This window comes from Pantoea sp. Tr-811 (genome assembly GCF_011752535.1).
Classification (GTDB): domain Bacteria; phylum Pseudomonadota; class Gammaproteobacteria; order Pseudomonadales; family Pseudomonadaceae; genus Aquipseudomonas.
Genome location: NZ_VWXJ01000008.1, coordinates 30,294 through 47,292 on the forward strand (window position 1 = coordinate 30,294; position 16,999 = coordinate 47,292).

The 16,999-nt window shown below is 61.3% G+C and carries 15 protein-coding genes; 10 read left to right on the forward strand and 5 right to left on the reverse strand.

The window, feature by feature from the left end; translation table 11 throughout:
- Positions 1 to 199 precede the first annotated feature (199 nt).
- Positions 200 to 790 carry a disulfide bond formation protein B gene (locus F3J44_RS13685; RefSeq protein ID WP_167273143.1) on the forward strand — a complete coding sequence of 197 codons (591 nt, stop codon included), beginning with the start codon at positions 200 to 202 and terminating at the stop codon, positions 788 to 790.
- Between the two features lie 21 nt (positions 791 to 811).
- Here F3J44_RS13685 and F3J44_RS13690 read toward each other — a convergent pair whose 3' ends face one another.
- Positions 812 to 1,702 (reverse strand): LysR family transcriptional regulator, encoded by an 891-nt coding sequence (locus tag F3J44_RS13690; RefSeq protein WP_167273146.1) that lies wholly within the window; start codon positions 1,700 to 1,702, stop codon positions 812 to 814.
- A gap of 119 nt (positions 1,703 to 1,821) precedes the next feature.
- On the opposite strand from F3J44_RS13690, the gene F3J44_RS13695 reads away from it, so the two are divergent.
- The 5 genes from F3J44_RS13695 (at position 1,822) to F3J44_RS13715 (ending at position 7,604) form a co-directional block, all read left to right on the forward strand.
- Positions 1,822 to 3,051: a MalY/PatB family protein gene (locus tag F3J44_RS13695; protein WP_167273148.1), complete on the forward strand. Its 1,230-nt coding sequence runs from the start codon at positions 1,822 to 1,824 to the stop codon at positions 3,049 to 3,051.
- Between the two features lie 105 nt (positions 3,052 to 3,156).
- Entirely contained in the window at positions 3,157 to 4,176 is a 1,020-nt protein-coding gene (locus tag F3J44_RS13700; protein ID WP_167273150.1) for an amino acid ABC transporter substrate-binding protein, read from the forward strand.
- Positions 4,177 to 4,279: 103 nt separating this feature from the next.
- Complete coding sequence (locus tag F3J44_RS13705; protein WP_167273153.1) at positions 4,280 to 5,524, forward strand: amino acid ABC transporter permease; 1,245 nt, start codon at positions 4,280 to 4,282, stop codon at positions 5,522 to 5,524.
- 1 nt (position 5,525) lies between these two features.
- A complete protein-coding gene (locus F3J44_RS13710) occupies positions 5,526 to 6,815 on the forward strand; it encodes an amino acid ABC transporter permease (RefSeq protein ID WP_167273155.1) in 1,290 nt (429 codons plus the stop codon).
- A gap of 78 nt (positions 6,816 to 6,893) precedes the next feature.
- Complete coding sequence (locus F3J44_RS13715) at positions 6,894 to 7,604, forward strand: amino acid ABC transporter ATP-binding protein (protein ID WP_240158371.1); 711 nt, start codon at positions 6,894 to 6,896, stop codon at positions 7,602 to 7,604.
- Positions 7,605 to 7,711: 107 nt separating this feature from the next.
- Here the strand turns inward: F3J44_RS13715 and F3J44_RS13720 are convergent, their stop codons facing one another.
- Together F3J44_RS13720 and F3J44_RS13725 are read right to left on the reverse strand one after the other, a co-directional pair.
- A complete protein-coding gene (locus tag F3J44_RS13720) occupies positions 7,712 to 8,905 on the reverse strand; it encodes an MFS transporter (RefSeq protein ID WP_167273625.1) in 1,194 nt (397 codons plus the stop codon).
- Between the two features lie 108 nt (positions 8,906 to 9,013).
- Positions 9,014 to 9,811, reverse strand: coding sequence for a helix-turn-helix domain-containing protein (locus F3J44_RS13725; protein WP_167273161.1), 798 nt, complete (start codon positions 9,809 to 9,811; stop codon positions 9,014 to 9,016).
- Positions 9,812 to 10,110: 299 nt separating this feature from the next.
- Here F3J44_RS13725 and F3J44_RS13730 point away from each other — a divergent pair, with 299 nt between their 5' ends.
- From F3J44_RS13730 to gcvA (F3J44_RS13745), 4 genes are all read left to right on the forward strand, one after another.
- Positions 10,111 to 11,409: a tetratricopeptide repeat protein gene (locus tag F3J44_RS13730; protein WP_205299880.1), complete on the forward strand. Its 1,299-nt coding sequence runs from the start codon at positions 10,111 to 10,113 to the stop codon at positions 11,407 to 11,409.
- Positions 11,410 to 11,500: 91 nt separating this feature from the next.
- A complete protein-coding gene (locus tag F3J44_RS13735) occupies positions 11,501 to 12,739 on the forward strand; it encodes an MFS transporter (protein ID WP_167273166.1) in 1,239 nt (412 codons plus the stop codon).
- 54 nt (positions 12,740 to 12,793) lie between these two features.
- The gene (locus tag F3J44_RS13740; RefSeq protein WP_167273167.1) at positions 12,794 to 14,224 is read left to right on the forward strand and encodes a Na+/H+ antiporter NhaC family protein; all 1,431 of its coding nucleotides are present in this window, start codon (positions 12,794 to 12,796) and stop codon (positions 14,222 to 14,224) included.
- A 54-nt stretch (positions 14,225 to 14,278) separates the two neighbouring features.
- Positions 14,279 to 15,220, forward strand: a complete 942-nt coding sequence (gene gcvA, locus F3J44_RS13745) for a transcriptional regulator GcvA (RefSeq protein ID WP_167273169.1) — start codon at positions 14,279 to 14,281, stop codon at positions 15,218 to 15,220.
- A 175-nt stretch (positions 15,221 to 15,395) separates the two neighbouring features.
- Here the strand turns inward: gcvA (F3J44_RS13745) and F3J44_RS13750 are convergent, their stop codons facing one another.
- Positions 15,396 to 15,914: a carboxymuconolactone decarboxylase family protein gene (locus F3J44_RS13750; protein WP_167273171.1), complete on the reverse strand. Its 519-nt coding sequence runs from the start codon at positions 15,912 to 15,914 to the stop codon at positions 15,396 to 15,398.
- A gap of 137 nt (positions 15,915 to 16,051) precedes the next feature.
- A complete protein-coding gene (gcvA, locus tag F3J44_RS13755) occupies positions 16,052 to 16,963 on the reverse strand; it encodes a transcriptional regulator GcvA (RefSeq protein ID WP_167273173.1) in 912 nt (303 codons plus the stop codon).
- Between the last annotated feature and the right edge of the window lie 36 nt (positions 16,964 to 16,999).

Sequence of the window (16,999 nt, forward strand, 5' to 3'; positions counted from 1 at the left end):
AAGACCTACCCAAAGAGGCAGCCTCATGTTCATAGGATTCATCCCTGTGCTTTTCGCTTTCGCAGCGACCCTGGCATCGTTCAGAAACCTCCCGCTGGCACGTACCCTGTGGATCGTGTGCGCGGTGCTGGTGGTGGTCTGGACCACCTGGCACGGCGCCCATCATATGTCCGATCTGAAACAGCTGGGGTCCTGGTAAATGAACGCACAACTGACTGATAACCGCTTGGGCCAGATCGAGCTGGCTGCGATTGCAGGGATCTGCTTCCTGCTGCTGGATGCATTTTTCTACCAGCTGGTGCTTGGCGAGCTGCCCTGCGCGTTCTGCAACCTCATCCGTGTTTGCCTGATGTTGTTGGGCTCAGGGCTGCTGCTCAACCGGGTCTTCGGCATCAACCCCTGGAATTATGTGCTCAGTGCGTTCGGGGCGTTGATCGGCAGCCTGTTGAGCCTGCTGTTCATGTTCGCCAAGGCGCCGGCCTGGACCAAGCCAACAGGCTCGGCCATTTTTGGCCTGCACATGTATACCTGGACGTTCATGGTCTTCACCGCAGCCATCATGTTCTGCCTGATCATGGCCGTGCTGTATGCGCGGCGTGACACCCAAGTAAGCGAGCCAGCTTCCCTGGCCGCAAGGCCCAAGGCTCATGGCCTGATCATCGGCGTATTCGTAGCGCTGGTGGCGGCAAACCTGGTTTCGGCGTTTCTGCAGAACGGGTTCGACCACTTCATGGCGGGCGGCCAGCAGCATTATCGAATGCTGTACGACGGCGATGTCATGAAGCCTTGAAGGCCGGCGCCCGCGTGTGCTTCAAGACGGTTGGTGGTTGCTGGCAATTTCGAGGAAGCCGGCAATGTAGTCGATGCGCTGTTCATCTTTGCGTACGCCCAGATGAATGCTTTTGTGCAGGCCATGTGGCCCGATGCGCAGTGACCGCAAGGGCAGGCCCTGGCCTTCCTCATGCAGCAGCCACTCCGGCAACACGCTGATGCCGCGCCCGGCGGCGCTGAGCTGCAACATCAGTTCGGTGGTTTCCGCCGTGATCCTGTGGTGGGGGCGGCAGTTGGCGGGCACCAGGAAGCGGCTGTAGATGTCCAGGCGCTCCAGGCTGACCGGTACGGTGACCAGCGTTTCAGCCAACAGGTCCTGGGGCTCTGCCCAGGGCTTGCTCACCAGTGGGTGGTCCTGATGCATGATGAGCACCAGCTCGTAATCGAAAACTGGGGTGAACAGCAGCTCGGGTCGATCGATGGGGTCAGGTGTAATCAACAGATCGATCTCATGGCCCAGCAGGGCAGCGACCCCGTCGAAGCGAAACGCTGTGCACACCTCGAAATCGACATCCGGCCAACGCCGCAAATAAGGCCCCGTCACTCCCATCAGCCATTTCTGGCAAGGATGACACTCCATGCCGGCGCGCAAGGCGCCGCGCCGCCCATCGGCGAAGTCAGAGAGCACCCGCTGGGCGTGTTCCAACTGAGGCAGCAGGCGCTCCGCCAGGCTCAGCAGGTAGTTGCCAGCCTGCGTGAAGCGCAGGCTGCGGCCGTCTTTCATCCACACCTTGATGCCACTGCGCTCTTCGAACTTGGCGATGGCGTGGGACAGGGCTGACTGGCTGACGTTGAGCCGCTCGGCAGCAGCGGTAACGCTGCCAGTGCGGGCGACTTCGCGCAGTATCGACAAATGCTGAACGTCGATCATTCATGTACTCCGCTCATGGTTTGATGAAGTAATACCATTTCTGTTCATGATCCGATGTTGCTACAAATACCGCAAGGCGCTTGAGCCCCGACCTCATGAACAGGCTGGATACCAAGAAAATGACTACCCAAGCACTAGCCCCCGCAACCCGTGAACAGCACGCCTCGCTGTTCGATGAAGTCATCGATCGGCGGCATACCAATTCCATGAAGTGGGACTATGGCCACAACTTCCTCACCCCCGAGGAGCGGGCGGCCGACCCGTTGCCGATGTGGGTGGCCGACATGGATTTCCGCTCCCCGCAGGCCGTGATCGACGCGTTGAGCGAAGCCGTTCAGTTCGGCGTATTCGGCTATGCCGGTGGGGCGCGCAAGTCCTACGTGGATGCCGTGATTGGCTGGCAGGGCAAGCGCTTTGGCTGGGACGTGTCGCGTGACTGGCTGATCCAGGCCTCGGGCATCATCACCATCATGAAAACCGCCATTCAGGCGTTCACCTCCCCGGGTGACTCGGTGTTGATCCAGCCGCCGGTCTATGTGCATTTTCATGACGATGCGCGCATCAATGGCCGTCACCTGGCATTGGCACCCCTGACGTTCGATGGCGAGCGCTACCACTTCGACGAGCGCAAGTTCGAAGCCGCCATCCAGCCCAATACTCGCTTGTTCATCCTGAGCCATCCGCATAACCCGACCGGCAATGTCTGGTCGGAGGCCGAGCTGCGGGCGATGGGTGAAATCTGTGCGCGTCACAACGTGCTGGTGCTCTCGGATGAAATTCACCAGGATTTCATTCTCAACCCACACAAGCAGCATATTCCTTTCGCTTCGCTGGGCGAGGCGTTCGCCCAGAACAGCATTACCTGCACTGCACCGAGCAAGACCTTCAACATGGCTGGCCTGCAGACGGCCAACATCTTCGTTCCCAACAAGCGGATCCGCGAAGAGCTGGTGCGTCAGTACGACCGCAACCTGTACCGCTATGTGAATGCCCTCGGCATGGTGGCTGCCGAAGCCGCCTATACCCACGGCGAACCTTGGCTGGAGCAGATGCTCACCTATGTGCGCGGTAACCAGGCGCATTTCGCCGAGGCGATTCACGCCGCCACCGCGCAAATCAAGGTGATCCCTGCCGACTCGCTGTACCTGACCTGGATGGACTGCCGGGGCCTGGGCATGGATGCCCAGACGCTGGATCGCTTCATGCTGACCAAGGCCCGTGTCTGGCTCGACAAAGGCCAGAAATTTGGGCTGGAAGGCCACGGTTTCATGCGCGCCAACCTCGGTTGCAGCCGAGTGACCGTCGATGAAGCCATTCAACGCATCACGCGGGCCGTGCAACAACGCTGAGCTGCCTCATATGAAACTCAAAGGCTTGCGCCATGCACGCAAGCCTTCGCTGGTACTTGCCTGAACTGCCGCCTTAATAAACATCACAACAACAAGGTGAACATGATGAGAAAGTCCCCCATCGTCCCGATGGTATGCCTCGCTGCCTCGCTGATTTCCGGTGTCTCGTACGCTGGCACGCTAAAGGACGTGCAAACGCGCGGAAAGCTCAATTGCGGCGTCTCCACCGGTAATACCGGTTTGTCTGCACCCGACGCGAAAGGCGCCTGGCAGGGCCTGGATGTGTCCTTGTGCCGTGCCGTCGCCGCTGCCGTGCTGGGTGATGCGAACAAGGTCAACTTCGTGCCCACCACCGGGCAGACGCGCTTTACTGCGCTGGCATCGGGCGAGGTCGACCTGCTGGTACGCAACAGCTCCTGGACCTTCACCCGTGACGTCGACCTCAAGCTGACGTTCGCAGGCATCAACTACTACGACGGCCAGGGTTTTCTCGTGCACAAGAACCTGGGCGCCAATTCGGTCAAGGACCTGGATGGCGCGTCCATCTGCGTACAGACAGGTTCCACCCATGAGCTGAACCTGGCGGAGTACGCCCGCAACCACGGCATCAAGTACGAACCTGTGCCCATCGACTCCACCGCCGAAGGGGAGCAGAAGTACCTGGCGGGCGCCTGCGATGTATTCACCAACGACGTTTCCGGGCTGGCAGCCTCCAAAGCCAGCTTCGCCAAGCCCGAAGAGCACAGGGTGCTCAAGGAACTGATCTCCAAGGAACCGCTTGGCCCCATGGTGCGCCAAGGCGACGACCAATGGGCGGACGTGGTGCGCTGGACGCTCAATGCGTTGGTGGCAGCGGAAGAGTTGGGCGTCGACTCGGGCAACGTTGCAAAAATGACGGCCGGTTCGGACAACCCCGAGATCAATCGCCTGCTGGGTTCCGAAGGGAACTACGGTGAGCAACTGGGGCTGGACGCCAAATGGGCCAGCCGTGCCATCGCGGCCGGCGGCAACTACGCGGAAATCTTCGACAACTCCCTGGGCAAGAACACGCCCATTGGTCTCGAACGAGGCCTGAACGCCCAATGGAACCAGGGCGGCCTGCTCTACGCTGAGCCGTTTCGCTGATTCGCCGCGCTAGCTGGCGTGGTGTTAGACCATTGATGCGAAGGGCCGACCGGCCGTGTTGAAGCGGCCTGGGCCGGCCCACCCTCTCCGGGAGAGATTGACCATGTCCACCCTTACACTGACTGACAAGAAAGCCACCGAGCGGGCTTTCTCGTTGGGCATGCTGCTGCATGACAAACGCTACCGCAGTTACACCATCCAGATCATCGCGCTGATGTGCCTGATGCTGGCTGCCGCCTGGCTACTGGACAACACCGTGCGCAACCTCGCGGCGCTGGGCAAGGATTTCTCATTCAGCTTCCTGTGGAGTGCTGCAGGTTACGACATCAACCAACACCCCATTGCCTATGACAGCCAGATGAGCCATGGCCGAGCCGCACTGGTTGGGTTGCTCAACACCCTTGTACTCGCGGTCCTGGCCTGCATCACCGCTACGGCGATCGGCGTGGTGGTCGGCGTGCTTCGGCTGTCGAACAACTGGCTGGTTTCTCGGTTGATGGGCGGCTATATCGAGTTGTTCCGCAACATCCCGGCGCTGCTGTGCATCCTGGTCATCGGCGCGGTCATGGCGCAATCCATGCCGGCTCCCAGTAGCTACCGTGATGCGGGTGATACCGCCATTGCCGTGACCAATCGCGGCATCTACATCCCCGAACCGCTGTTCCAGCATGACCTGGGCAGGCTGGACCTGGGCATCGTGCAGCCAAGCCTGAACGTCCTGGTCGTGCTCGCAGTGGTCTTGCTCAGCCTGTGGGCCGATCGCTTGCTGCGCCGCCGTGCCGGCCAGGTGCAGAGCAGTACCGGCAAGCGCCCGATCCTTTGGTGGAAGCGCTTGATCATCCTGCTGGGGCCAACCGCGCTGCTGCTCGAAGCACTGGGCTTGCAGCTGGGCTATCCGCAACTGCGTGGCTTCAATTTCCAGGGTGGCCTGCAATTGGGCAATGCCCTGATCGCCATGTGGGTCGGCTTGAGCCTTTACACCGGGGCGTTCATCGCCGAGATCGTGCGCAGTGGCATCCAGTCCATCACCCGCGGGCAAACCGAAGCCGCGCACGCCCTGGGGCTTCGGCCGGGCCGCACCATGCGCCTGGTGGTCTTGCCACAGGCACTGCGGGTGATCGTGCCGCCGCTGACCTCGCAGTACCTCGACATCACCAAGCAGACCTCGCTTGGCCTGGCCGTGGGCTACATGGACCTGCGTTCGACACTCGGTGGCATCACCATCAACCAGACCGGTAGAGAACTGGAGGGCATCCTGCTGATGATGCTGATCTACCTGGTCATGAGCTTGCTCATTTCAGGTGCGATGAACCTCTACAACAACCACGTCAAACTGCAGGTGCGCTGACATGGACCAACCTTCGATTGCCTGGTACCGCGATACCTTGCTGCCCCAGGCCGAGCCACCGGCAGGGCAGACGGGCGTCATCCATTGGCTGCGTGCGAGGCTCTTCAACGGCTGGTACAGCAGTGTGCTGACGACAGTGGCCGTGTTGGCTGTGATCGCCCTGGTCAGTGCAGTGTTGCCCTGGCTTGCCAACTCGGTGTGGCACGCGGACTCGCTGAGTGAATGCCGCCGCTTGATGAATGGCGAGCCCGGTGCCTGCTGGGGCGTGATCCGCGAACGCTGGCCGCAGTTGCTGTTCGGCTTCTACCCGCAGGATGCCTACTGGCGGCCGCTGGCCTCTTTCGTATTGCTGTTCGCGGCCTTGGGACCAATCTTGTTCAAGTGGGTGCCGTCGAGGGTGCTCTGGTTCAGCGCGGTGTATCCGGGCCTGGCGTTCTGGCTGATCTGGGGTGGCTCGCTGTGGCAACCGGTCCTCGCCTACGCAGGCATCGCAGTGGCCTGGCTGGCCTTTACCGTGATGCGGCGGCTGGGTAACGGGGTGGCGCTGGCAGCTGCGCTGGTCGCTGCAGGCGCATGGTGGCTGCACGGCATGCAATACCTTGTGGCTGTCGTCGAATACCTGTCACCCCTGTCGTTGCAGGCCGTCAGCTCCCGTGACCTGGGTGGTTTCTTGCTGTCGTTCGTGGTCGGCGTCAGCGGCATTGCCCTGTCGCTGCCATTGGGCATCGTGCTGGCCTTGGGCCGGCGCTCGTCGATGCCGCTGATCCGCGTGATGAGCGTCACCTTCATCGAATTCGTAAGGGGTGTGCCGCTGATCACCTTGCTGTTCACGGCATCGCTGTTGCTCAACTACTTCTTGCCCCCGGGCACCTCTTTCGACCTGATCCTGCGCGTCATCATCATGGTGACCATTTTCTCCACCGCGTACATGGCGGAGGTGATCAGAGGCGGGCTGGCAGCACTGCCACAGGGCCAGACGGAGGCGGCCCAGGCGCTTGGCCTGGACTACTGGAAGGCGCAGCGCCTGGTGATCATGCCGCAGGCGTTGAAGATCTCGATCCCAATGATCGTCAGCACGTTCATTGGCCTGTTCAAGGACACCACGCTGGTGGTGTTCATTGGCCTGCTCGACCCCATTGCCCTGTCCACGGCCATTCGCGCCAGTACCCAATGGCAAGGCGTGTACTGGGAGCTGTTCCTGTTCATTGGCGGCATGTTCTTCCTGTTCTGCTTCGGCATGTCGCGTTACTCGATTCACCTTGAGCGCAGGCTCAAGACCGATCACCGTTGAGGAGCCAAAACAATGAAAACCGCGCCACTCGACGCCCAGCAGGCGTCCACCCAGGAAGTCGCGATTCAAATCAGCGGCATGAACAAGTGGTATGGCAACTACCATGCCTTGCGCGATATCAACCTGACGGTTGTGCGCGGTGAGCGCATCGTGATCTGCGGCCCTTCGGGCTCCGGCAAGTCGACGATGATCCGCTGCATCAACCGCCTGGAAGAGTTCCAGCAGGGGCGTATCGTCGTGGACGGCACCGAGCTGACCAGCGACCTGCGCAAGATCGACGAAGTGCGCCAGGAAGTGGGCATGGTGTTCCAGCACTTCAACCTGTTCCCGCACCTGACCATCCTGGAGAACTGCACGCTGGCGCCGATCTGGGTGCGCCAAGTGCCGCGCAAGCAGGCCGAGGAGCTGGCCATGCATTACCTGGCCAAGGTGCGCATTCCCGAGCATGCGCACAAGTTCCCGGGGCAACTCTCGGGTGGTCAGCAGCAGCGTGTGGCGATCGCCCGCGCCTTGTGCATGAACCCCCGGGTCATGCTGTTCGATGAGCCTACCTCCGCGCTGGACCCTGAAATGATCAAGGAAGTACTCGATACCATGATCCAGCTGGCGGAGGAGGGCATGACCATGCTCTGCGTCACCCATGAAATGGGCTTTGCCCAGGCGGTGGCCAACCGGGTGATCTTCATGGACCAAGGGCAGATCGTGGAGCAGAACGAACCCAAGGCGTTCTTCAGTAACCCGCAGTCCGAGCGTTCCAGGGCATTCCTGAGCCAGATCCTCAGGCACTGATTCAGCAGTATCTCTGGCGTCATCACGTTCCGAGGAGGTGGGTACGTCCCTCTCCTCGCTTTTTTCGGCGATAGGAGCGGCACATGGGCGCATTTCCTTTCACCGACTTACACCGCGCTGCGCACCTGCGCGTTGCGTTGTGAGCGTTGCAGCCACGACAAACTGGCCATCGCCAGCACAACGGGTACCAGGATCAGGCCGGAAACCGTGCTCCATCCGAATGCGTCGAGCAGCCCGCCAGAGAGAAACGACCCCATCACCATCGTGCCGAACACCACGAAGTCATTGATGGCTTGAACCTTGGCGCCTTCTTCAGGCGCGTGGCACGTCAGCACCAGTGCTGAGGCACCGAGGAATCCAAAATTCCAGCCAATGCCGAGCAGCACCAGGGCCAGCCAGAAATGGCCGACGCTCATGCCCGACATGCCGGCCAAGGCCGCCAAACCGATCAGCAGCAGGCCGCACTGGATGATCAAGGGCGCGCCGAAGCGGCTGATCAGTCGGCCGGTGAAAAAGCTCGGCGCGTACATGGCGATCACATGCATTTCTATGCCGGTGTTCGTGTGTGTCCTGTCGATCCCGCACAGGTCCATGGCCAGTGGCGCCGAGGTCATCATGAAATTCATCATCATGTAGCTGACCACGCCACACAGCATGGCGACCAGAAACCGTGGCTGGCCCACGATGGGCATGACGTTGCCAGCGGGCTGGGCCGCCGCTTGCGCAGGCGCACGCTTGAACCGTACGCCAACGAGCACCAGGGCAGACAGCGCCGCAACCGCCGCCGCGGCAACGTAGGTGACGACATACGCCTGGCTGGCGAGCCCCATGGTGGCGCTGACCAGCTGCGGCCCCAGCACCCCGGCGACCACGCCGCCGGCAAGCACCGTCGACAGCGCCTTGGGACGTTCCTGTGGCTCGACGCATTCGGCTGCGGCGAAGCGGAATGTCAGCACCACAGCGGCGTAGGCGCCGCCGAACAACATCGCCGCGCAGAACAGCGCGAACGAGCCAACGGTCAGCGCATACGCAGCCAGCAGCCCCATGACCGCACCGCAGGCGTTGCCGATCATGAAGGCCACCGTTCGGCCCCAGCGCCGGGCTACCATGCCGATGGGCAGGGTCACCAAGGCCATGCCGATGACGAATACCGAGATCGGCAACGTCGCAAGTGACGGGGTAGGGGCGAGCATGTTGCCGATGATGGCGCCCGTCGCATACACCACCACGGAGTTGGCGCCTGACAGCGCCTGGGCGATGGTCAGCCGCCAGACATTGGGGTTGAATCTAGATAGAGGCATCACGGTTTCCAGATATTTCAGATAAGACGCGCACGGGGCATTGTCGATAGCGCAATCACCTGCACGCAAAGCAGAAAATATGTGATGGGCCGCAAGAAAATCTTTCCCTCAGGTACCACCGTTAGCAGACTCGCCCTTCATGTAAGCCTGCGGGCTGCTGCCCAGCTCCTGACGAAAGGCATAGATGAAGGCGGACGTTGAGCCATACCCCAGCTCCAGTGCAGTGCGTGTCACATCCAGGCCGCTGCCGAGCATCTCGATCGCCCTGAACAATCGCAGGCGCCGGCGCCAGCTGCGCAGGCTCATGCCGGTTTCGGCGAGAAAGCGCCGGGCCAGGGTGCGCTCGGACATCCCCAGGGTGCGCGCCCACGCCTCCATCTCGGTGGCGTCGGCAGGCTCGGCATAGAGCGTCTCGCACAGGCTGACCAGGGCAGGGCTGGTCGGCCAGGGCAAGGCGGTCGAGATCGGGGTGGTGCGTTGCAACTGATCGAGGATCAGCTGCGTGATGCGCGCCGCGTAACCGTCGTCATCGTGTTCGCTTTCGATACGAGCGGCTTCCACGATCAGCGCCCGCAGCAGCGGCGACACCGCGAAAAGCGTCGGCTGGTCGGCTGGCAGGCCCGATGCGATGCGCTGGTCGATCCACAGGCTGCGAAACTCTGCACCGAACATCGAGCCCACTTTGTGATCCAGGCCGGTCGGGAGCCAGGCCGCCTGCTCAGGAGAAATCACGAACGAGCCTGCCCGGGTCGTGACCGTCAGCACACCGGAGATGGCATAGACCATCTGGTGCCACTCATGTGAGTGTTCCGGAAAACTGTGTCGCGCAGGGATCGACTGAGCACGGACTTTCAGTGGGTCCGGCGGTGGCAGGTTGTGGGGGGCTTCGATTATGTCCCAGTTCATCGTCGAACTCGTGTGCTGTGCGATTGAGGCGTGCATGATGGCAAAGGGGGAAAGGCAGCAACCGGAGCCGTTTTCATGCGCTGTGCAAGTTTGCTCATGATAAACACGCAGATGTCTTTTGTTCTACATCGTATGGCAGGTAGTCGAAAGCCTGCCACCGCTGAATGGGTTCTAATGCTGGCACGAGATGGCCCGCCTGCCGCGCACAGGGTTATTCACAAAAGCGGCCATCTCGTGCCCTTTAGCTTCAACCCATAATAGGAGTTGCAAAAACCATGGCCTGTGTCGACCGTTACAACATGCCCCTTTCGACCGCATCCGAGGCAGCGGCCGAGCGCTACCGTACAGGCGTGGATCTGTTGCTCTCACTGTGGACAGGCGTGGCGGAAACACTGGACGAGGCCATTGCGGCCGACCCTGAATTTGCCATGGCCTACGCTGCGCGTGCGCGTTTTCACGCGGTGCGCACCGAAATCGCCGAGGCCAAAGCCAAGATCGCCAAGGCCAGTGAACTGGTTCAACTCAAGGGCACCGAGCGTGAGCGTAGCCACGTGCAGACCCTGTCCTTCGTGATCAACGGCGAGCCGGCCAAAGCGCTGGCCAATGCGCTGCAGCACCTGGATCAGTGGCCGCTGGACATTGTGATCATGTCGCTGCCACTGGGCGCTTTCGGCCTGTTCGCGTTCTCCGGCATGGCGGATCACGACAAGGCGCGGGTCGAACTGTGTGAGCGTCACGCGCGTCATTTCCCCGAGAACGACTGGTGGTTCCTCAATTACCGTGGCTGGGCGCATGGCGAGAACGGCGATGTCGCGTTGGGCCGTGCACTGACCCAGCGCTCGCTCGAACTGCGCCGCAACAACGTGAACTGCGTGCACGCCGTGGCCCATGTGCTGTACGAGGCAGGCGCCAACGATGAAGCAGGCCAGGTCATCAAGGAATGGCTGCCAGGCTATGACCGCAGCGGTACCCTGCACAACCATATCGCCTGGCACGGTGCCCTGATCGCCCTGGAGCGCGACGATGTGGAGACTGCGCTCGGCCTGTACGCCGAAAACGTCGCCCCGGCTGTGGCTACCGGGCTGCCGATCAACGTCATCAGTGATACCTCGTCGTTCCTGTGGCGCATGCAGGCTTACGGGCACCAGGTGCCAGCCAGCCTGTGGGAAGACGCGGCGCGATATGCCTCCAACTACTTCCAGCAACCCGGCTTCCCGTTCGCCGATTTCCATATGGCGCTGTTGGCAGCCGCGACGGGTGATCAGCGTTCGTTGGAGCAACGCGCTGGCGCATTGGCCGCACTGGTGAACGATGGGAAACTCAAGGCAGGGCCGGTAGTGCCTGCGCTTTGTCACGCCGTGATGGCATTTGCCGAGGGGCATTACACCGACTGTGCGCGCATTCTCGAGCCAGTCGCCCACGAGGTCGTGCGGATCGGCGGCAGTGGCGCACAGCGCGAGATCGTGCAGGACACATTGCTGGTTTCGCTGATGCGTGCGGGTGAGTCCGAGAAGGCACGGGCGCTGCTCGACCAACGCCTGCACCGTCGCCCTTCACCGCGTGATAGCCGCTGGCTGACTGGCCTGGCCACGCACTGAACCACTCGACAGCACATTGATGCAACCTTGGCAGGCTGGCCTGGAAACGGGCCGGCCGGCTGTTGTGCACCCTCGCCACGGGGATTTCCAGATGAGCGTAATCGTCACCGCAACCCCTCAGGGGCTTCGCGGGTTGTTGCTGAAGTGGTTGAGCCCAGTGGCGGTCATCGCCATTGCGCAGTTGTTCGGTACCTCGCTGTGGTTCAGCGCCAACGGCGCAGCCGCATCGCTGATGAGCGCCTGGCAGGCGTCCGCCGCCGATATCGGTTGGCTCACCAATGCGGTGCAGCTCGGTTTTATCATTGGCACCTTGAGCCTGTCGCTCAGTGGTGCTGCCGACCGCTACCGCGCCAGTTCGCTGTTTTTCTGTTGTGCCATTGCCGGGGCAGTGTTCAACCTGGCATTCGCCTGGATGGCGGATGGCCTGGTGTTGGGCGCGGCGCTGCGCTTCTGCGTCGGTGTGACCCTGGCCGGGGTCTATCCCATGGGCATGAAGCTGATTGTCGGCTGGGCTCCTGAGCGCACCGGGCTTGCCCTGGCGCAACTGGTGGCGATGCTGACCTTGGGTACGGCCTTGCCCCACGCTTTGCGCCTGGTGGGGGCCGACTGGTCGTGGCAACTCATCATTACCGCATCGTCCGTGCTGGCGTTGGCCGGAGCGATGTTGATCGCTCTGCTTGGCGATGGACCACACGACCGCAGTGGGCAGCCGGGCATCTCGGCCAACGCCAAGCGGGCAGGGGCTATTCTGGGCGCATTCAGGATCAGCCGTTTCCGTGCCGCGACCATGGGGTACTTCGGGCACATGTGGGAGTTGTACGCCTTCTGGACCGTCGTGCCGCTGATCGTTAGCCGCTCGGCATTGGATCAAGCCTATCCCGTGTTGGGTGTGGCGGGCCTGTCGTTCTGCATCATGGCGTTTGGAGCCGTGGGTTCGTTGCTCGGCGGGCTCCTATCCCAACGTATCGGCAGTGACCGGGTCGCGCTGGCTGCCCTCGGTACATCGGGCGCCTGCGGCCTTCTATTTATTCTGCTCCACACACAACTTCAGCCTTGCGGCTTGTTCGCTTTGCTGGCCCTTTGGGGGGCCAGTGTAGTGGCCGACTCGCCACAGTTCTCGGCCCTGGCTGCGAAAGCCTGCCCTCGCGATGCCGTAGGCAGTGCGCTGGCGATTCAAAACAGCATCGGCTTCGCCATCACCGTGGTGTCCATCGCGTGTACCACGTGGCTGTTCGAACGTGTCGGAATCGACGCGCTGTGGATCCTGGTACCGGGCCCCGTTCTCGGCCTTCTGGGCTACATCTGGTCACTCAGGCAGGCAGACGCCTGAGTGAACGCTTGCTGCATTCCCTTGTAAATAAGAACAAAACTTGAGGTCTTTGCGATGCATGAAGTAGGGGCATGGGGGCTACTCTCCCCGGCGGTAACCATTTGCCTGGCGATCTTCACCCGCCAGGTAATCCTTTCTCTGATGCTGGGGTGTGTGGCCGGGTTTCTGGTGCTTTCCAACTTCCATATCGGCATGGGGTTGGAAAACTCGGTACAAGGTGCTATCGATGTGTTCAAGTCTGACGGCGTGGTCAGGACACTGATTTTTACCGTCATGATCAGCGGCGTGATCCACCTGGCGAGGATCACGGGTGGGATGCAAGGCCTGGTCAACCTGATTTCCGAACGTCTGAAGATCATCCGCGGCCCGATCAGCACTCAACTGTTGGCTGGTCTGCTCGCCATGGTGATTTTCATCGACAGCTACCTGGCCATGCTCACCTCAGGGGCGGCCACCGTCGAGCTGACGCGCAAGCACCGCGTTGCCCGTGAGCAGGTTGCGTATGTGCTGAAGAACGCAGGGATCAGTGCCTGGTCATCGGTGATGTTCAATGGCTGGGGCGCAATGATGCTCGGGATCGTAGCCGTGCAGGTCGAAAACGGCAGCATCGCGGGCAATCCTTTCAATATTCTGGCGCATTCCATTGCCTACAACCTGTTCGCCTGGGCAAGTATTGCACTGGTGTTGCTGAGCATCTTCACGCCGTTTGCCTTTCCCGCGATGCGTCGGGCCAAACAGCGCGCCGCCATGGGCGTAGAGCTTCGCCAGGGGGCCACGCCATTGGCCGCTGTGGGTGAGCAGCCAACGCTGACCGGGGCCGGTGTTTCCAATCTGCTGGTTCCGCTGGTGTCGCTTTTTCTTTTTGTTCCGGTCGGCCTGTTCATTACCGGCAGGGGCGAAATCGCCGACGGCTCGGCGTCTACGGCGATTCTGTGGGCCGTTATCTTTGGGCAGGTCGTCGGGTGTATCCACTACGTGTGGATCAAGCGCGTGATGCGTATCGGCGACTACATCAACCACCTGATCGATGGCTATCAAGCGATGGTGCCGCTGGTCGTGGTGCTGACCTTGGCATTTCTGATTGGTGACCTGTCCAGCCAACTGCAGATTGGCCAGTTCCTCTCGGCTCACTTCAGCGTGCTGATGCCGGTCGGGCTGGTGGCCGCTTTCGTGTTCGTCGTGGCGGCGTTGATCTCTCTGTCCACGGGAACATCCTGGGGCACCTTCTCGATCATGATCCCGATTGGCATCCAGTTGGCCGTGTCCTCCGGTGCAGACCCGTACCTGGTGGTAGGGGCTGCCATCTCGGGCGCCATCTTCGGCGATACCGCGTCGCCAATCAGCGATACCGGGATCGTAACTGCGACGGCCACTGGCAATGACATGATGGACCACATCAAGACGCAGCTTCCGTATTGCCTGACGGCAGCGGGGATTGCCCTGGTCGGGTTCATCGTCCTGGGGTTGACGGGGACGGCTTGGTAATCCGGCACCTTGTCGACCACTGTGCCCATTTTTCAAGGGGAATAGATTACACACATGGCGACTCCAGCCTACTTGAATGCACTTAGGGCTTTCGAAGCATCCGCCAGGCATGGAAGCTTCACGGCTGCTGCCGTCGAGCTGAACGTCACCGCGGCAGCGGTGGGTCAACAAGTGCGCAACCTCGAAGCCTGGCTGGGCACGACGTTGTTCATTCGGGCCGGTCGCGGGACCGGCCAGCTCGAGCTGACCGCGAACGCGCAGCTGGCCTTGCCGGACATCCGTGCGGCATTCGATCGGCTGGCCATCGGAGTGGCGCGATTGAAGGAAGCCAGTGCGCATTCCGGACTGACCGTAACGGTAAGCCCTGCATTCGCGTCGAAGTGGCTGGTCCCTCGGCTTGAAGGCTTTCAGAAGGCGCATCCTGACCTGGATGTGCAGCTCGACACCGATTCGCGCTCGCTGGATTTCTCCCTGGAGCGCGTTGATATCGGTGTTCGTTATGGCAGCGGGCAATGGTCGGGGCTTGCGTCGGAAAAGCTCATGGGTGAATCACTGTTTCCGGTCTGTGCGCCTGACTACCCCTTGCTGCGCAACGGCCAGCTGGCGCCTGACGCATTGAGCAAATGCACGCTGATCCATGACTTGTCCATGGCCAACGACGCCGCATTCCCCACGTGGCGAAGCTGGCTCGACCGCGCAGGCTACCGCAACGTGAATGCCGCACATGGCTTGCGAATCAACAACTCCGCAGCGGTGTTGCAGGCTGCGGTCGAGCGGCAAGGCCTGGCGCTGGCGCGAAGCGTGATGGTGCAGGACGACCTCAACGCCGGGCGCCTGATAAGGCCGCTGCTGGAAGGGCCGAGCGAATGGGCGTTGCAGCAGGCTTACTACATCGTTTACCGGCCCGCTCATCGTGAACTCACCCACGTACGTGTGTTTCGCGAATGGTTGCTGGCGGAGGCGGGCACCGTTGTCGCCCAGGCGCCGCCAGACTGAGCGAGCTGTATCCATATCCCAACAAAATTCATTCATGCGACAAGGAGCACCCCGTGACACTCGAACACATTGTCGAGTCGGCAGGTGGCAGGCTGGAGAACACTATCAAGGTCAATATCGGCTGAAATTCGGGCTGACTGGAGACTCCAGTCAGCCCGAGGTGGTCGAGCATCGATCAGATTTGCAGGGCGACAAGAAAGCGCGACACCATGTTGTACGCCGCGACTGTTGCGACAGCCTCGACAGTGAGTTTCTCACCGAACAGCGCCTTCACCTCGTTCATTGTCTGCAGGCTCACCGCGACGTTGCGGGTGGATTGATCGGTCAGACGCAGTAACGCCGACTCTTGCTCATCGAAGACTCCGGCTATCTCATAGTCACGCAGGCAGGCAGCTTTATCTTCGGTGCCGCCTGCTTGCAGATAGGCGGGGTAGTGCACCCCCCACTCGAATTCAGCAGCATTGAGCGCGGCAACGCGCAGCATGATCATTTCCCTATGGACCAATGGTAGCTCGAACTCGCGCCTTACACGCCCGAGCAGCTCGTTCCAGCCAGTGGCCAGAGGAAAGCTGCGCAGCAATACCCTGTCGATTCCAATCAATTCACCACCAGGTCGCCGCGCCTTCATTGCCGCGAGCAAGGCGTCGGGCGCCGGGTCGTTATCGTGCCAAGGGGTAACTCTGACTTCGCTCATGAATACTCCACCAATGAACAGGACATGGCCTGAGATGCTCGTTCATAGAGGGGGCGCGGAACAAACCAGTTATTCTTCGTGCCCGTCAAAGTTAAGGTTTCCCGGCTGAGCAAAGCCTTCTTACCGGTGCATGGCAGTCACTTCTTACCCGCGTCCAGAAGCCAGTCACGAAATGCCGTGACTTTCGGCAGGCTTGCAGATTCGGGGCGGTATACCACGTAGTACGCCAACGCTGAATGGAACCTGATGTGCGGGAACAACCGGACCAATCTGCCCGCCGCCACATCATCGTGGGCCATGACGCTACGCGCCAGTGCAACGCCCTGGCCATCGATGGCCGCTTGCAGGACCGCGGCGGAGTTGTTGATTTTCAGCGCCCGGGCAGTGGCGACACAGCCGATTTGCGCCTTTTGCACCCAGGCCGTCCAGGTTGGGAAATCAGAGCGGTCATCCATCGACTGGTCGTGGATCAGCGTCTCGCGGCCGAGGTCTTCCGGCGTTTGCAGGCGGGAGGCGTCGCGTAGAAAGCTCGGCGAGCAGACAGGGTAGACCTCTTCATCCATCAGCTTCTGCACCACCAGGCCCGGCCATATACCGGCGCCGTAACGCACACCGATATCGATCCGCTGCGCCACGAAGTCCACTACCCGCAAGTTGGTGTCCAGGCGTACGTCCATATCTGGCCACTGGGCATGGAAGCTCTCGATGCGTGGCAGCAACCACTTCGCGGCGAACGCCGGGCTCACTGTCACGGTAAGCGCACCGGCAGTGGTGCCTTCCTTGAGCCGCTCGAAACCCAGGGTCAGGCGATCGAACCCTGCCCGTATGTCCGGTAGCGCCCGCTCGGCCGCTTCGGTCGCAACCAGCCTGACGCGACCGGTATTGGCCCTGTGAAACAACGCAATGCCAAGCCAGTCCTCAAGCGACCTGACCAGTTGGCCCACGGCTGCCGGTGTGACATTGAGTTCAGCGGCAGCCGCCGAAAAGCTCTGGTGACGGGCGCTGGCCTCGAAGGCTCGCAGCGCGTTGAGGTAGATGGGCGTCTTCATATCGATAAACTTTTTCTTTCTCGCGTGAACATTTTA

Bases quoted from the DNA above. Each gene is read 5' to 3' on its own strand.
- F3J44_RS13730 (WP_205299880.1), top strand. From the start codon at position 10,111: ATGCCCCTTTCGACCGCATCCGAGGCAGCGGCCGAGCGCTACCGTACA.
- F3J44_RS13710 (WP_167273155.1), top strand. From the start codon at position 5,526: ATGGACCAACCTTCGATTGCCTGGTACCGCGATACCTTGCTGCCCCAG.
- F3J44_RS13705 (WP_167273153.1), top strand. From the start codon at position 4,280: ATGTCCACCCTTACACTGACTGACAAGAAAGCCACCGAGCGGGCTTTC.
- F3J44_RS13735 (WP_167273166.1), top strand. From the start codon at position 11,501: ATGAGCGTAATCGTCACCGCAACCCCTCAGGGGCTTCGCGGGTTGTTG.
- F3J44_RS13750 (WP_167273171.1), bottom strand. From the start codon at position 15,914: ATGAGCGAAGTCAGAGTTACCCCTTGGCACGATAACGACCCGGCGCCC.
- F3J44_RS13725 (WP_167273161.1), bottom strand. From the start codon at position 9,811: ATGAACTGGGACATAATCGAAGCCCCCCACAACCTGCCACCGCCGGAC.
- F3J44_RS13740 (WP_167273167.1), top strand. From the start codon at position 12,794: ATGCATGAAGTAGGGGCATGGGGGCTACTCTCCCCGGCGGTAACCATT.
- F3J44_RS13695 (WP_167273148.1), top strand. From the start codon at position 1,822: ATGACTACCCAAGCACTAGCCCCCGCAACCCGTGAACAGCACGCCTCG.
- gcvA (WP_167273169.1), top strand. From the start codon at position 14,279: ATGGCGACTCCAGCCTACTTGAATGCACTTAGGGCTTTCGAAGCATCC.
- F3J44_RS13720 (WP_167273625.1), bottom strand. From the start codon at position 8,905: ATGCCTCTATCTAGATTCAACCCCAATGTCTGGCGGCTGACCATCGCC.
- F3J44_RS13690 (WP_167273146.1), bottom strand. From the start codon at position 1,702: ATGATCGACGTTCAGCATTTGTCGATACTGCGCGAAGTCGCCCGCACT.
- F3J44_RS13700 (WP_167273150.1), top strand. From the start codon at position 3,157: ATGAGAAAGTCCCCCATCGTCCCGATGGTATGCCTCGCTGCCTCGCTG.
- gcvA (WP_167273173.1), bottom strand. From the start codon at position 16,963: ATGAAGACGCCCATCTACCTCAACGCGCTGCGAGCCTTCGAGGCCAGC.
- F3J44_RS13715 (WP_240158371.1), top strand. From the start codon at position 6,894: ATGAACAAGTGGTATGGCAACTACCATGCCTTGCGCGATATCAACCTG.
- F3J44_RS13685 (WP_167273143.1), top strand. From the start codon at position 200: ATGAACGCACAACTGACTGATAACCGCTTGGGCCAGATCGAGCTGGCT.